This window comes from Thermus caldilimi, from assembly GCF_004684245.1.
Lineage (GTDB): Bacteria > Deinococcota > Deinococci > Deinococcales > Thermaceae > Thermus > Thermus caldilimi.
Map to the genome: position 1 here is coordinate 2311515 of NZ_CP038452.1, position 14723 is coordinate 2326237.

Here is a 14723-nt window from a genome sequence, read left to right on the forward strand (position 1 = left end):
CGGGCAGCTTATGGGAGGGGTATGGCAGGGGTTAAGATAAGGGCCATGCTCAAGGGCGAAGGCCCAGGCCCCTTACCCCCTCTTCTCCAGCAGTATGTGGAGCTAAGGGACCGCTACCCCGACTACCTCCTCCTCTTCCAGGTGGGGGACTTCTACGAGTGCTTCGGGGAGGATGCGGAAAGGCTGGCCCGGGCTTTAGGGTTGGTGCTGACCCACAAGTCCAGCAAGGATTTCACCACCCCCATGGCGGGGATACCCATCCGGGCCTTTGACGCCTATGCGGAAAGGCTTTTGAAAATGGGTTTCCGCCTGGCGGTGGCGGACCAGGTGGAACCGGCGGAGGAGGCTGAGGGTCTGGTGCGGCGGGAGGTGACCCAGCTCCTCACCCCCGGAACCCTGGTACAGGAGACCCTCCTTTCCAAGGAGGCCAATTACCTGGCGGCCATCGCCACCGGGGATGGTTTCGGGGTAGCCTTTTTGGATGTATCCACTGGGGAGTTCAAAGGCACCTTGCTTAAGAGCAAAAGCGCCCTCTACGATGAGCTATTCCGTCACCGGCCCGCGGAGGTGCTCCTGGCCCCAGAGCTCAGGGAAAACCAGAAGTTTGTAGAAGAATTCCAGAAGCGCTTTCCCGTTATGCTTTCGGAGGCTCCCTTTGAACCGGTAGGGGAAGGGCCCTTGGCCTTGCGCCGGGTCCAGGGGGCGCTCCTTTGGTATGCCCGCTGGACCCAAGGGGAGGGGTTCAGCCCCAGGCCCTTCCGCCCCTACGATCCCGGGGCCTTCATGCACCTGCCCGAGGCCACCTTAAGGGCCCTCGAGGTCTTCGAGCCCATCCGGGGCCAGGACACCCTCTTCGGCGTTTTGGACGAAACCCGCACCGCTTTTGGTCGCAGGTTGTTGCAAAGCTGGCTGCGCCATCCCTTGCTGGAGGCGGGTCCCTTGGAGGCCCGGCTGGACCGGGTGGAGCGCTTGGTGAGGGAAGGGGCCCTGCGGGAAGGGGTGAGGCGGCTCCTCTTCCGCCTGGCGGACCTGGAAAGGCTGGCCACCCGCCTGGAGATGGGGCGGGCGTCTCCGCGGGACCTGGGTTCCTTGCGCCGGAGCCTGGAGATCCTGCCCGAGCTCCGGGCCCTCTTGGGGGAGGAGGTGGCCCTTCCCGATCTGGGTTCCCTCCTGGAGGAGTTGAGGGCGGCCTTGGAGGAGGAACTTCCCCTGAAACTTTCCGAGGGAGGGCTGATCCGCCAGGGCTACGATCCCCATCTGGACGCCCTGCGGCAGGCCCACCGGGAGGGGGTGGCCTATTTCTTGGAGCTGGAGGAGCGGGAGAAGGCCAGAACCGGCATCCCTACCCTGAAGGTGGGCTATAACGCCGTTTTCGGCTACTACCTGGAGGTGACCCGACCCTACTACGAAAGGGTTCCCCCGGAGTACAGGGCCATCCAGACCCTGAAGGACCGGCAGCGCTACACCCTGCCGGAGATCAGGGAGAGGGAAAGGGAACTCTACCGCCTCGAGGCCCAGATCCGCCGCCGGGAGGAGGAGGTCTTCCTGGAGCTCAGGGAGAAGGCCAGGAAGGAGGCGGAGGCCCTCCGGGAGGCGGCCAGGGTCCTGGCGGAGCTGGACGTCTATGCCGCCTTGGCGGAGGTGGCGGTGCGCTACGGCTACGTGAGGCCCCGCTTTGGCGATCGGCTTCAGATCCGCGGGGGACGCCACCCGGTGGTGGAAAGGCGTACCAGCTTTGTCCCCAACGACCTGGAGATGGCCCACGGGCTCGTCCTGGTCACCGGGCCCAACATGGCGGGGAAGAGCACCTACCTGCGCCAGACGGCCCTCATCGCTCTTCTGGCCCAGATTGGAAGCTTTGTGCCGGCGGAGGAGGCCATCCTCCCCCTCTTTGACCGGATCCTTACCCGGATCGGGGCCTCCGATGACTTGGCAGGGGGGCGGAGCACCTTCATGGTGGAGATGGAGGAGGTGGCCCTGATCCTCAAGGAGGCCACGGAGAGAAGTCTGGTCCTTCTGGACGAGGTGGGCCGGGGGACGAGCTCCTTGGATGGGGTGGCCATCGCCACCGCCGTGGCCGAGGCCCTTCACGAGAGGCGGTGCTACACCCTTTTCGCCACCCACTACTTTGAGCTCACCGCCCTGCCCCTGCCTCGACTGAAAAACCTGCACGTGGCCGCCAAGGAGGAGGAAGGGGGGCTGACCTTCTACCACCAGGTGCTGCCCGGGCCCGCCTCCAAGAGCTACGGGGTGGAGGTGGCCAGAATGGGCGGGCTTCCCGAGGAGGTGGTGGAACGGGCCAAGGCCCTCCTCCAGGTCCTCACGGCCCGCAGGGAGGGGGTGGCGGAGGCGGTATTGGAGAAGCTCATCTCCCTGGATCCCAACACCCTGACCCCCCTCGAGGCCCTCCGCTTCCTGCATGAGCTCAAGGCCTTGGCCCTAGGGACTCCCCTGGATACCATAAAGGGGTGATCCGCCCGCTTCCTGAGGAGCTCCGGGGGCTCCTGGCCCGGGGCGAGGTGGTCTTTTCCCTCAGAGACGTGGTGCGGGAGCTTTTGGAAAATGCCCTGGACGCAGGGGCCAAGAGGGTGCGGGTGGAGCTTTATGGCGGGGGACGGGAGAGGATTGCGGTGGAGGACGATGGCCAGGGGATTCCCTTGGCCGAGCTTCCCTTGGCGGTGGAACCCTTCGCCACCAGCAAGCTTCTGGACCCGGGGAGGATCACCACCCTGGGCTTTCGCGGCCAGGCCCTTTACGCCCTAAGGCAGGCAGCCCTCCTCAGGATCCGCTCCCGGCCCCGCTTTCAGGTGGGCGGGGGGCTCCTCCTGGCCCAGGGGGAGCGGGTGGAGGTTAGGGAGGTACCCGCTCCCCCTGGGACCCGGGTGGAGGTGGTGGGGTGGGAAGGGGAAGGCTCGGAGCGGGAGGTGGCGGAGCTTTTAAGGCGCTACCTCCTCCACTACCCTTGGCTTTCCCTGGCCTTTTTCGCAGGGGGGGAGGCCCGGCTCCTCTTCCCGGGTGCGGGGCTTAAGGAGGCCGCTCGGCTGGCCTTTGGCCGGGTCCTGGCGGAAAGGCTCTTGCCCCTGGAGCGGGAGGCTGGGGGCATGCGCCTTCAGGGCTTACTTTCCGGACCTCAGGCCTCTCGCACGCGGCCCGACCTTCTCTTCCTGGCCATTAACGGCCGCCCCGTGGCTTGGCCGGAGGGTTTGCTGAAAACCCTGCGCCGGGCCTACCGGGAGCTTCTTCCCGAGGGGCATTTTCCCGTGGGTGTCCTGAACCTCGCTCTGCCCCTCGAGGCCTTCCGCCTGCGGCTGGATGCCAGGAAGGAGGAGGTGGCGGTCTTGGAGGGGGTGGAGGCCTTTGTGGAGGAAGGTCTGAGGGAGGCCTTCCAAAGGCATAACCTGGCCCGTAGCCTCCCCGAACCTAGGCCCCTCATGCCCTTAAGCCCGCCCACGCCTTCAGGGCTTCCCCCTGTGCGGTACCTGGGGCAGTTCCGGGGCAGCTATCTTCTGGCGGAGGCGGGGGATACCCTCTACCTGGTGGACCAGCATGCCGCCCACGAGCGGGTCCTCTATGAGGAGTTTCAAAGGCGCCTTAGGGACGAGGGGTTAAGGGAGCTTCTCTATCCGGTTCTGGTGGAGCTTTCCCCTGCGGAGGAGGTGCTTTTGCCGGAAAGGCAGGAGGCCTTGGCCTCCCTCTTTGCCCTCGAGGCCTTTGGCCCAGGCAGGGTCAGGCTCCTGGCGGCCCCCTCCTTTCTCCATCCCTATCCCCTCCTCCTTCCGGAGATCTTCCGCGAGGCCCTGAGGGGAGAGGGGAAAAGCCTCACGGAGCTTCTGGCCCGCCTGGCCTGCCTGCCGGCGGTGAAGGCAGGGCACCCCCTGTCCCGGGCCGAGGGCCAGGCCCTCCTGGATGCCCTCCTCCAGTGCCAAACCCCTTGGGTCTGCCCTCATGGCCGGCCCACCCTGCTGGCCCTTAAAGAGGAGGACCTCATACGGCGCTTTGGACGCCGCTCTGGGGCGAGGGCAGGAGAAGAATCCCGTCCTCGTCAGCCAGAAGAAGGTTTCCCGGAAGAACCCTGGCCCAGGGGAGGCTAAGGGGTACGTCCACCTCTCCCAGGCCCTCCTTGGCGCTTTTCCTGGGAGTGGCCGCCAGGGCCAGGATGCCGATGGGCACTTCCCTGAGCTCCTCGGTATCCCGCACGGCCCCGTGGATCACCACCCCGGCCCAGCCCCGCTCCCAGGCCAGCCGGGCCAGGTTGCCCCCCAAAAGGGCGGTCTTCAGGGAGCCTCCCCCGTCCACCACCAGCACCTGGCCTCGGCCTTCCTCCTCCAGCACCCTTCGCACCAGGGCGTTGTCCTGGAAGACCTTCAGGGTGCGCACCCGCCCTTGGAAGCGGGTCTTGCCGCCGAAGCTCCTGAAGACCATGGGCAGGGTTACCGCCTCGGGATGGGCGTCCGATAGGTCGGTGGTTCGCCAGTCCATTGGGGATATAGTAGCGCCTATGGAAGAGGCGCGGCTCCTCATCACCTGCCCGGACCGGCCCGGGATCGTGGCCGCGGTTTCCGGGTTCCTGTACGCCCATGGGGCCAACATCACCGATTTGCAGCAGTATTCCACCGATCCCGAAGGCGGAACCTTTTTCATGCGCCTGGCCTTCACCACCCCTCACCTGGACCTTTCCCGCCCTGCCCTGGAAAGGGCCTTCCAGGATGTGGTGGCAAGCCGCTTCCAGATGGAGTGGCGCCTGGCCTATGCCTCGGAAAGAAAGCGAGTGGCCATTTTAGTCTCCAAGCCGGCCCATGCCCTTTTGGAACTCCTCTGGCGCTACCGGGTGGGGGAGCTTTCCATGGACCTCCGGATGGTGATCTCCAACCACCCCCACCACCAGGAGGAAGTGGAGCGCTTCGGTATCCCCTACCACCACGTGCCGGTGGAGAAGGGAAGGAAAGAGGATGCGGAGGAAAGGATCCTGGCCCTTCTGGAGGAGGAGAGGGTGGAACTGGTGGTTCTGGCCCGCTACATGCAGATTCTCTCCCCCGGTTTCGTGGCCCGCTACCCCATGCGCATCATCAACATCCACCATTCCTTCCTGCCGGCCTTTGCCGGGGCCGACCCCTACCGCCAGGCCCACGAGCGGGGGGTGAAGCTCATCGGGGCCACCGCCCACTATGTCACCGAGGAGCTGGACCAAGGGCCCATCATCGAGCAGGACGTAGTGCGGGTATCCCACCGCCAAGGGGTGGCGGAGATGCGGCGGCTTGGGCAGGAATTGGAACGCACCGTCTTGGCCCGGGCGGTACGCTGGCACCTCGAGGACCGCATCCTCGTCCACGGCAACAAGACCGTGGTCTTCGTCTAATCGGTGCCTAACCGGGAAGGCGTAAGGTAAGTTCGGGAGGTAGTGTATGAACCTAGCCCGTTCCTTTGTGGGTTTTCTGGTGCTTTCCCTGATGGCGGGGGCTGTGCTCTGGTGGGGGTTGAGCAACGGCCAGACCCAGCGCTCCCAGCCTACTCCCGCACCTGCCGAGACAGGGCTTTTGGAGTACGAGCGCAACACCGTGGAGATCGTGGAGAAGTACGGGGACGGGGTGGTCTACGTGGGGGTGGTGACCCGCCCCCAGAACGTCCAGCTTCCCCCCGGATTTGAGTTTTTTGCTCCGTTTTTGCAAATGCCCCCGCAGGAGGGCACGGGCTCGGGCTTCGTGATCGATAAGGAGGGGTACATCCTCACCAACTACCACGTGGTGGAGGGAGCCAGCCGCATCACCGTGAAGTTCCACAACGACCCCAAGGAGTACCAGGCCCGCCTGGTGGGGGCGGCCCCGCCTTTGGATCTGGCCCTCCTCAAGGTGGAGGCGCCCAAGGAAAAGCTGGTGCCCCTGGTTCTGGGGGATTCCGACCGCATTAGGGTGGGACAGAAGGCCATCGCCATGGGGAACCCCTTCGGGCTGGAGTTCACCGTGACCCAGGGGATCGTATCCGCCATCCGGGAAAACCCCGGGGCCATCGGGGACGAGTCGGGTCTGGTGCCCCAGGTGATCCAGACGGATGCTGCCATCAACCCTGGCAACTCCGGCGGGCCCCTCCTCAACTCCCGCGGAGAGGTAATCGGCATCAACACCGCCATCTTCACCCCTACGGGCCAGTTCGGGGCCGCCCAGTTCGCCGGGGTGGGGTTTGCCCTGCCCATCAACCTGGTGAAGCAGTACCTGCCCGAGCTGAAGGCGGGGAAGACCCTCAGCGCCGAGGAGATCGTCAAGAACCGCCCCCGGCTTGGGGTGTCCCTCATCCCCCTTTCCCTCTACCCAGAGAGGCTTCGCCAGCAGTACGGGCTTCCCGCCTCCGGCCTCATGGTGCAGGAGGTGGAGCGGAATAGCCCCGCCCAGCGGGCGGGGCTAAGGGCCCCAAGCCGCTTCGCCTACATCCAGCTCCCCACCGGGGAGACCCTGCAGGTGGGGGTGGACGGGGACGTCCTCCTAAAGGCCGATGGGGTAACCCTCTCTTCCATCGTCCAGCTCCGCCAGGTGCTCTACAGCAAGAAGCCAGGGGAGGCGGTGAGCCTCGAGGTCTGGCGCCAGGGCCGCACCCTCACCCTGAAGGTGGTCCCCCAGGTCCTCCGTTAAGGAGGCCAGAGGAGGCGGAGGCGAAGGCACCCCTTTTCCACGCGGAACCAGGTACCTCCCAGCTTTAAGGCCAGGCCCACCTCGGAGCAGTAGGCCAGGGTTTTTCGCCTCTCCCTGGCTAGCGCCTGGTTCCAGGGGTATTCGCCTGCGGTGTAATAGGCTTCCGTTTCCGGGTCGGTGAAGGCCCGGAAGCCCTGGAAGGCCCAGGGCAGGTGGAACTCCAAGAGGACGGGCTTCCCCGTCACCGAGTTGACGAACTCCACCCGTCCCTGTTCCCAGGCGCTCAGGAAGAGGTACCACGTTTTCTGTCCGTCCTCCACCACCACCACCCGGACCAGGCCAAGAAGGACTAGGGTCAGCCAAAAGGCCCAGCTCCTAGGGAGCTGGGCCAGCTTGGTGCGGAAAATGGCGGGTTTCACCGGCCTACTTCAGGGCCCCGGCTTCCCGGAAGTAGCGCAGGGCCCCCTCGTGGTAGGGGATGGTGCCCCCCACGAAGCGGACGGCGTTTTCCAAGGTGGTGTCCCGGGCGGCGGTCACCGCCTGGCGCAGGGTGGCCAGGTTCTCAAAGGTGGCCTTGGTTAAGGCATACGCAGCCTCTTCGGGTAGGCTTTGCGGACAGACGAAGAGGTTCCAGAAGGTGAGGGTGGGGGTGTCGGCCCGGGCCCCGTAGACCGCCTTGGGGATCCCCCCAGGGCCGGCGAGGCCGGGAAAGCGCTTCTGGAAGGTCTGCACCACGGTGCTCTTGGGGTCTAAGGGAACCAAGTGAATCCTCTGCCCCTTTCGGGCCAGGGCGGCGGAAAGCTCGGTGATGGCCCCGGTGGGGAGGCCCCCCGACCAGAAGAAGGCGTCGATATTGCCCTCGGCTAGGGCGTTGGCGCTTTCCTGGGCCCCCAGACGCTCCTGCTTGGCGAAGTCCTTGGGGGAGATCCCAGCGGCCTGCAGGACCAGCAAGGCCTCCACCTCCGTGCCCGAACCCGGAGCCCCGGTGGACACCCGCTTCCCCTTCAGATCCTGCACCACCCGGATGCCTGTTCCCTCCCGGGTGACGATGTGCAGGAAGTTGGGGTACATGGCGAAGAGGATGCGCACGTTTTTGGCAGGTTTGTCCTTAAAGCGGTCGTGCTGACCGGTGTAGGCCAGGTAGGCGGAATCGGGCAACACGGTGCCGCAGTAGTAGGTGCCTCCGCCTGTGCGGTTTTCCAAAAGGAGCAGGTTGTCAATGGAAGCCGCAGTCTGGATGGCCTGGGCCTCGGCTACCCCGGCTTTGTTCCAGATTTCCGCCAGTGTGGTGCCGTAGTAGAAGTAAACCCCTCCCACACCCCCGGTGGCGATCACCACCTTGGGCTTCTGGGCCAACCCCAAACCCGCCAAGGCCAAGAGGATCAACAGGGCTCTCTTCATAGCCTTACCTCCTTTCCTTCGGCCTTACCCTAAGGCTTCCCGCGTGCTCCCGTCAACCCTTTGCGGAAGAAGGGAAGCCCGAGCAGGAAGGCTGCCAGGTTCAGGGGTCCGTAGGGCACGAAGAGGAAAACCGCCAGGATGCCCAAAGCCCAGGCCTCCCAGCGCGCCAGGGGCCTGCGGGTATACCCTGCGGCGGAGGCCGAAAGGTAGACGATGCCGATGGCCACGGAAAAGAAGCGCTCCAGGATCATGCCCCAGGCCTCGCCGGCAGGGGAGTTCTCCAACACGGGCACGATGAGGAGGGCGGTGCCCGAGTAGGAGAGCAGGAAGAAGAAGCCCACCAGGTATTTGGCGAGGGCCACCCGGGCGGCATAGACCCCGGTGAGCAGGGGGTTGGTGCCGAAGACGCTGGCTGAGGCATAGGCGGAAAGGGCCACGGGCGGGGTTACGTCGGCCAGGACCGCGTAGTAGAAGAGGAACATGTGGGTGGCGAGGATGGCGGCGGAGTCGGGGATGCCGTTTTGCTTGGCCAGGGCGATGATGGCCGGGGCGGTGAGGGCTGAGGTGAGCACGTAAGTGGCGGTGGGGGGCACCCCCATGCCCAGGATCAGGCTGAAGAGGGCGGTAATGAGGGTGGCGAGAAGGAGGCTTTCCCCCGATACCTGCTGGAGAAGCTGGCTGAACTTCGAAGGAAGGCCGCTGATCACCATCATGGCGAAGATGAGGTTGGCGGCGGTCACCGCCGTGCCGATGGGCAAGAGGGTGCGGAAGCCCTCGGAAAGCCCCTGGAAGATGGGGGCCAGGTTCTTAGGCCTCAGGGTGGGGTCCAGATAAGTGAGAAGGATGAAGAAGAGGAGGGCCAGGCTGGCAGCGGTGCGCACCTCGTAGCCCATGTAGAGCATGGCGACGATGAGGAGGATAGGCAAAAACAGGGTGCTGTAGCGGAGGATATAGGCCCTCCGGCTCATGCCCAGCTCCGCTCCCACGGGGGGAAGGCCGGCCTTGCGAGAGTAGAACTCGTTGAAGGCTAAAACGGCGGTCAGGTAAAGCAAGGCCGGCCCCAGGGCCATGATGATCACCTTCAGGTAGGGGATCTGGAGGATCTCCACCATGATGAAGGCGATGGAGCCCATGACCGGGGGGGTGATGAGGGCGATGGTGCCTGCGGTGGCCACCAGACCCGCGGCCACCAGGCGATCGTAGTTGGCCCTCTCGTAAAGGGGCTTGGTGAGGGCGGCCACAAACTGGGTGTCCGCGGCCCCAGAGCCGGAGAACATCCCCATGAACACGCTGGCCAGGCCGGTAACCCGTCCAGGGGTGGCGGGGTGCTTGCCCACCAGGGCCAGGGCCAGGTTGGCCACCACTTTCCCCAGGCCCAAGGCCCCGATCATGCCGGAAAGCAAGGTGAAGTAGACCAGGTACTTGGCGGAGACCCCGGTGATGAGGCCGTAGATGCCGGCCTCGGTTTCGTTGAAGGTTTTGCCCAGAAGGAGGTCTATTCCCTGGCGGCTTCCCCTGAAGGCCCCGGGGAAGAGGTCGGCATAGAGGTTGTAGCTGAAGAAGAAGAGGACCAAGACCGGCATCACCGGCCCCAGAAGGCGGTAGACCAGGCCCAGGACCAGCATGATGAGCCCGAAGGACATGGCCATGTCCCAGGGCTGGGGCAGGACCGCCCGGTAGACCAGCTCCTCAAAGAAGCGGAGCTGATAGAGGGTGGGGAAGAGGGCCAGGAGAGCCGCCAGGAGGTCGGCGGGCGGTTTTAAGCGCGGAAAGATGGTGGGCAGGGCCGCCACCGCCCAGTACAGGAGGCCCACCGCCTTGGCCTCCCACGGCAGGTTTACCCCGGGGACGCTGGGGAAAAGAAAGTTATATAGGGGGATCAAGGTGAAGACAAAGTACACCCACGCTCCGAGGGTACGCTTCCGGGGGAGGTAGAAAGAAACCAGGTAGCCTCCCAGCAGGAGGAAGAGCACGTGGGTGCTCCGCTGAAGCTGTACGATGTCCAGGATGGGAATCTCCGCCCTGGCCAAGGGGGTGAAAGGATGAAGGACCAAGTAGAGGCTATAAAGGGCCCCCAGGATCAGGATCCAGTTGGTCAGCCGGGTCAGAGGGGTGGATGGGGTCTTGGGATGTTCCAGCTCCATGGCTTCCTCCAAAAAAGCCCGGGGCCTGGAGGGTTCCAGGGCACCCGGGCTAAGGCATGGCTTACTTGATGAGGCCTTTCTCCTTCAGGTACCGCTCGGCTCCCGGGTGGAAGGGGATGGGGAGCCTGCCATGCAGCCTGGCGGTGGCCTCGAGGCTGGTGTCCTTGGCGGCAGCCACGGCGGTGCGGAGGGTGTCCAGGTTCTCGAAGACGGCCTTCACGATGGCATAGCCGGCCTCCGCGGGGAGGGTGTCCGGGCAGACCACGATGTTGCCCGTGGCCAGGCCGCGCACGTCGGTGCGGGTGTTGTAGACGCTCTTGGGCACGGTGTAGGGGTCCACCAAGCCCGGGAACTTCTTCATGGCCACTTGGGCGGTGGTGCTCTTGGGGTCGATGGGCACCAGGTAGATGCGATCTCCCTTACGGGAGAGGGTCTGGGAGAGCTCCACGATGGAGCTGGTGGGCACGCCTCCCACCCAGAAGAAGGCGTCCAGGGTGCCCTCGGCCAGGGCCTTGGCCCCCTCGGCCACGGGCAGGCGCTCCCGCTTGGCGAAGCTTTCGGGCTTCACCCCCGCTCCTTGGAGCACCAGGAGGGCCAGGTTTTCCGTGCTGGAGCCGGGCTGGCCGGTGGAGACCCGCTTCCCCTTAAGGTCCTGCACCACCTTGATGCCAGACTTTTCCGTGGTCACCAGGTGGATGAAGGAGGGGTACATGTAGAAGAGGACCCGCTGGTTTTTGGCCGGCTTGTCCTTAAAGCGGGGCTCCTCCCCAGTGTAGGCCACATAGGCGGAATCGGTGGTGGTGAGGGCGCAGTAGTAGGTGCCACCCCCGGTGCGGTCCCGGAGGAGCTGGAGGTTGTCGTAGGAGCCCCCGGTCTGCACCGGCTGGGCCTCGGCCACCCCGGCCTTGTTGAGGATGTCGGCCAGGGCGGTGCCGTAGTAGAAGAATACGCCGCCGGTACTCCCCGTACCTATCACCACCTTGGGCTTCTGCGCCAGGCCTAGGCCTAGGGCTGCCAGACCGATGAGGATAAAGACTCTCTTCATGGTCGCCTCCCGTATACTTTTGCGCCCCTAACCTACCCCACCCTTCGGTAACTGTCAAGGTGAGGGATGCCCCAGCATCCGCACCTGGAAGGCCCTTAGGAGATCGGTTTTGCTGAGGATGCCGAGGAGCTGGTCCCCTTCCATGACCAAGGCCCGGACATACCCCCGTTCGGCCATCCGCTCCAGGGCAGCAAGGGCCTCCTCCTCCGGGGAGAGGATCAGGGGTTCTTTTAGGTAGTGAGCCACGGGGGCCATGGGGTCGGCGCCCTCCAACCCCTCGAGGCCCACCACCCCCAGGACCCGCCCCTCCTCCACCACGGGGAAGCCGGAAACCTTGTGGGCTAAGGCCAGGCCCAAGACTTCCTGGACCGTAAGCTTTGGGGGGATAACCAGGGGGTTTGGGGTCATGAGGTCCTTGGCCTTCAACCCGCTTAAGGCCTGGGCCAGCAGAGTGCCCTCTACCTCGGCCCTCGAGGCCATGTACACGAAAAAAGCGATGAGGACCAGGAAGGGATTGAAGGCCAGAAATCCGAACAGCCCCAAGGCCCAAGCCAGGGCCTGGCTCAGGGCCAAGGCCTGCCGGGTGGCCTGGAGGTAGGGCTTGCGCAGGGCCAAAAGCGCCCGGTAGACCCGGCCTCCATCCAAGGGCAGGGCAGGGAGGAGGTTGAATAGCCCCAGCATCAGGTTGACCAAGGCCAAATAGTGGGTGAGAAACCCCAAGGCCCCGGATTCCGCCTGCACCAAACGGAAGAAGAGGGCCAGGGCAAAGCTCACCGCTGGGCCCGCCAGGGCGATCCAGAGTTCCTTTTGGGGTTCCCTGGGGATCCTTTCCATCTGGGCTACCCCGCCCAGGAGCCACAGGGTGATCCGCTTGGTCTCCACGCCGAAGCGCCGGGCCACCAGGGCATGCCCTAGCTCGTGTAAAAGCACAGAGGCGAAAAGCCCTAGGGCCGCGGAAAGTCCCAGGAGGAAGGGCAGGGTGCCCTGGAGCAGGGAGGGGTCCTGGGGAAGTCCAAATAGTTCCAGATAAAGGGGAAGGTTGTTACCGATGAGAAAGGCTAGAAGGGGGAGAATTAAGAGAAAGGAAAGGTCCAGGTAGAGGGGTATCCCCAGAACGCGGAACAAGGGAAAGCCGCGCTGGAGCATGCCTCAGTATAGCCGCAGTATAGCCGTAGACCGGGGATAGGGTTGGTAATGACCGGTCAGTCAGCCGTAGGATAAAGGGGTGCTGGCCTTGGCCCTCCTGAAAGACCCTCTTTATCGTTCTTACTGGCTCGCCCTTTTCACCTCCCAGATGGGCACCTGGATGCAGTCGGCAGCCCAGGGATGGCTGGTCCTCCTCCTTACGGGAAGCGCGGAGAGGCTTGGGCTGGTGGTGGCCCTGCAGTTCCTGCCCTCCTTGCTCTTCTCCCTCCCCGCCGGGGTGCTGGCCGACCGTTACCCCAAGCGGAACCTTCTTCTTTTTACCCAGGGGGGCATGATGGCTCTGGCCTTCCTCATGGCCTTCCTCATCCTCACCGGGCAGGTGCGCTACGGTCACGTGCTCCTCTTCGCCTTCCTCTATGGGGCCCTCAACGCCATGGACCTGCCGGTGCGCCAGAGCTTCACCGTGGAGCTGGCGGGAAGGGAGCGCTACCCTGGGGCGATCGCCCTCAACTCCTTTGGTTTTAACACGAGCCGCCTCCTGGGCCCGGCTGTTTCCGGTGTGCTGATCGCCCTTTTCGGGGTGGGGGTGGCCTATTTGGCCAATGCCCTCTCCTTTCTGCCCCTTCTCCTCGTCCTCCGAGGCCTGCCTCCGGGGCCCGGAGGCGAGGGGAACGGGCGCTGGTGGGGGGAGGCCCAGGAAGGGGTGCGGTTTGTCCTCGAGCATCCCGTGGTGCGCCGGGTGGTGGGGTTGGTTCTCTTCGCTAGCCTCTTGGGCATGAACTTCCAGACCCTGGTGCCGGCTTACGCCCGCCTGGTTCTTGCCCTCTCCGCCGCTGGCTACGGGTTTCTGATGTCCAGTGTGGGGCTTGGGGCCTTAGGGGCGGCCTTGGTCATGGCCTTCACGGGGAGGCCTAAGCCCTCTCGCCTCCTCCTCGGGGTTTTCTCCTTGGCTCTGGCCCACCTGGGCCTTTTCCTTCCCATCTCGCCCCTGGTGCCTCTCTTCCTGGCCTTTGGGGGCTTTGGCATGATCTCCGTGCTCATCAACGCCAACACCCTGGTGCAGCTCGCCGTGCCCGACCGCCTCAGGGGACGGGTCATGGCGGTCTACAGCCTGGTGATGCTGGGCACGGGGCCCCTGGGGGCCTACCTTACTGGTTTTCTCTTTCAACTTCTCGGCGGGCGCCTGGCTGCCTTGGTCCTGGGAGGGGCGGTGCTGATGGTGGGGCTTTACCAGCTGCGCTCCTGGCCTAAGGAACCCAGTCCTCCGGCCTAGGCCCTAGGCCAAGCCGCCAGACCACTCCCTGGGCCACCCGAATCCCCGCCTTCCCATCCCCGTAGGGGTTCTTGGCCTGGCGCATGCGCTCAAGCTCCTCAGGGTTTTCCAGTAGCGCCTTCACCGTGCGGTAAACCCTTTCGGGTTCGGTGCCCGCCAGCTTGAGGATGCCCGCCTCGAGGCCCTCCGGCCTTTCCGTGACGTTCCTGAGTACCACCACCGGCACCCCCAGGGCCGCTCCTTCCTCCTGAAGCCCCCCGGAGTCGGTGATGAGGAGAAGGCTTTCCCGCATCAAGGCGGCCATGGGCCCGTAGTCTAGGGGATCCAGGAGGAGAAAGTTCTTCACCCCTTTGAGCACGGGGAAGACCGCCTCCCGCACCACGGGGTTCAGGTGCACGGGGTAGACGAAGGTGAGGTGGGGAAAGGCTTCCGCCACCCGCTTTAGGGCCCGGGCCAGCTCGGAGAGGATGGGCCAGTTTTCCCGCCGGTGCATGGTAACGGTCACGTAGGGGCCAGGGGGAAGCCCCTCGGGAAGCTGGCCCAGCCGGGAGGCCAGGAGCACGGCGTCCACCCCCGTCTGGCCGGTGACCAGGATGGTTTCCGCCTTCTTGCCCTCCCTTAGGAGGTTCTCCTTGGCCAGAGGGGTGGGGGCGAAGTCCAGGTCGGTGAGCGCGTCGGTGAGGCGGCGGTTGGCCTCCTCGGGGAAGGGTTCTTTGAGGTTGCCGCTTCTTAGGCCTGCCTCCACGTGCCCCACGGGAAGCCCCACCAGAAAGGCGGCCCAGGCCACGGCGAAGGTGGTGAGGGTGTCCCCGTGGACCAGCACGTAGTCCGCCCGCATCTCCTCGAGGGCCCTGGCCGCCTGGGGCAGGATGCGGGCCGCCAGGTCGGGAAGGGCCTGGCGCTCTTGCATCACGTCCAGGTTCCGGTCCTCTTGGATGCCGAAAAGCCCCAGGGCCTGCCTTAGCTGTTCCCGGTGCTGGCCGGTGAGGAGGATGAGGGGCTTTATGTGGGGATGCTCCTTCAAGGCCAGGTAGACCGGAGCCATCTTGGTGGCCTCGGGCCGGGTACCGAAGGCTAGAACCACCCGCTTCATG

General features: G+C 65.0%; 12 protein-coding genes. 5 read left to right on the forward strand and 7 right to left on the reverse strand.

Annotated features, from left to right (window positions below; all coding sequences use genetic code 11):
- Positions 1–45: 45 nt before the first annotated feature.
- Entirely contained in the window at positions 46–2472 is a 2427-nt protein-coding gene (mutS, locus tag EBI04_RS12355) for a DNA mismatch repair protein MutS (protein ID WP_135257702.1), read from the forward strand.
- The gene (locus EBI04_RS12360) at positions 2469–4091 is read left to right on the forward strand and encodes an ATP-binding protein (protein WP_135257703.1); all 1623 of its coding nucleotides are present in this window, start codon (positions 2469–2471) and stop codon (positions 4089–4091) included. The genes mutS and EBI04_RS12360 overlap by 4 nt, the downstream gene beginning before the upstream one ends.
- Here EBI04_RS12360 and rraA read toward each other — a convergent pair.
- Positions 3985–4479, reverse strand: a complete 495-nt coding sequence (gene rraA / locus EBI04_RS12365; RefSeq protein ID WP_135257704.1) for a ribonuclease E activity regulator RraA — start codon at positions 4477–4479, stop codon at positions 3985–3987. The two genes, EBI04_RS12360 and rraA, sit on opposite strands and share 107 nt — an antisense overlap.
- Positions 4480–4498: 19 nt before the next feature.
- Between rraA and purU the strand changes: the two genes are divergently transcribed.
- Together purU and EBI04_RS12375 are read left to right on the forward strand one after the other, a co-directional pair.
- Positions 4499–5356, forward strand: a complete 858-nt coding sequence (gene purU / locus EBI04_RS12370; RefSeq protein ID WP_135257705.1) for a formyltetrahydrofolate deformylase — start codon at positions 4499–4501, stop codon at positions 5354–5356.
- Positions 5357–5402: 46 nt separating this feature from the next.
- Positions 5403–6620, forward strand: a complete 1218-nt coding sequence (locus EBI04_RS12375) for a S1C family serine protease (RefSeq protein WP_135257706.1) — start codon at positions 5403–5405, stop codon at positions 6618–6620.
- On the opposite strand, the gene EBI04_RS12380 is transcribed toward EBI04_RS12375, so the two are convergent.
- From EBI04_RS12380 to EBI04_RS12400, 5 genes are all read right to left on the reverse strand, one after another.
- Entirely contained in the window at positions 6617–7039 is a 423-nt protein-coding gene (locus EBI04_RS12380; protein ID WP_135257707.1) for a hypothetical protein, read from the reverse strand. The genes EBI04_RS12375 and EBI04_RS12380 overlap by 4 nt on opposite strands.
- A 4-nt stretch (positions 7040–7043) precedes the next feature.
- Complete coding sequence (locus tag EBI04_RS12385; RefSeq protein WP_135257708.1) at positions 7044–8021, reverse strand: TAXI family TRAP transporter solute-binding subunit; 978 nt, start codon at positions 8019–8021, stop codon at positions 7044–7046.
- Positions 8022–8050: 29 nt separating this feature from the next.
- Positions 8051–10165: a TRAP transporter permease gene (locus tag EBI04_RS12390; protein WP_135257709.1), complete on the reverse strand. Its 2115-nt coding sequence runs from the start codon at positions 10163–10165 to the stop codon at positions 8051–8053.
- Between the two features lie 61 nt (positions 10166–10226).
- Positions 10227–11210, reverse strand: a complete 984-nt coding sequence (locus tag EBI04_RS12395; RefSeq protein WP_135257710.1) for a TAXI family TRAP transporter solute-binding subunit — start codon at positions 11208–11210, stop codon at positions 10227–10229.
- 54 nt (positions 11211–11264) lie between these two features.
- Positions 11265–12356 carry a site-2 protease family protein gene (locus EBI04_RS12400; RefSeq protein ID WP_135257711.1) on the reverse strand — a complete coding sequence of 364 codons (1092 nt, stop codon included), beginning with the start codon at positions 12354–12356 and terminating at the stop codon, positions 11265–11267.
- A 79-nt stretch (positions 12357–12435) separates the two neighbouring features.
- Here EBI04_RS12400 and EBI04_RS12405 point away from each other — a divergent pair, with 79 nt between their 5' ends.
- A complete protein-coding gene (locus EBI04_RS12405) occupies positions 12436–13629 on the forward strand; it encodes an MFS transporter (protein ID WP_135257712.1) in 1194 nt (397 codons plus the stop codon).
- Here the strand turns inward: EBI04_RS12405 and wecB are convergent.
- The gene (gene wecB, locus EBI04_RS12410; RefSeq protein ID WP_135257713.1) at positions 13604–14722 is read right to left on the reverse strand and encodes a non-hydrolyzing UDP-N-acetylglucosamine 2-epimerase; all 1119 of its coding nucleotides are present in this window, start codon (positions 14720–14722) and stop codon (positions 13604–13606) included. The two genes, EBI04_RS12405 and wecB, sit on opposite strands and share 26 nt — an antisense overlap.
- Position 14723 lies beyond the last annotated feature (1 nt).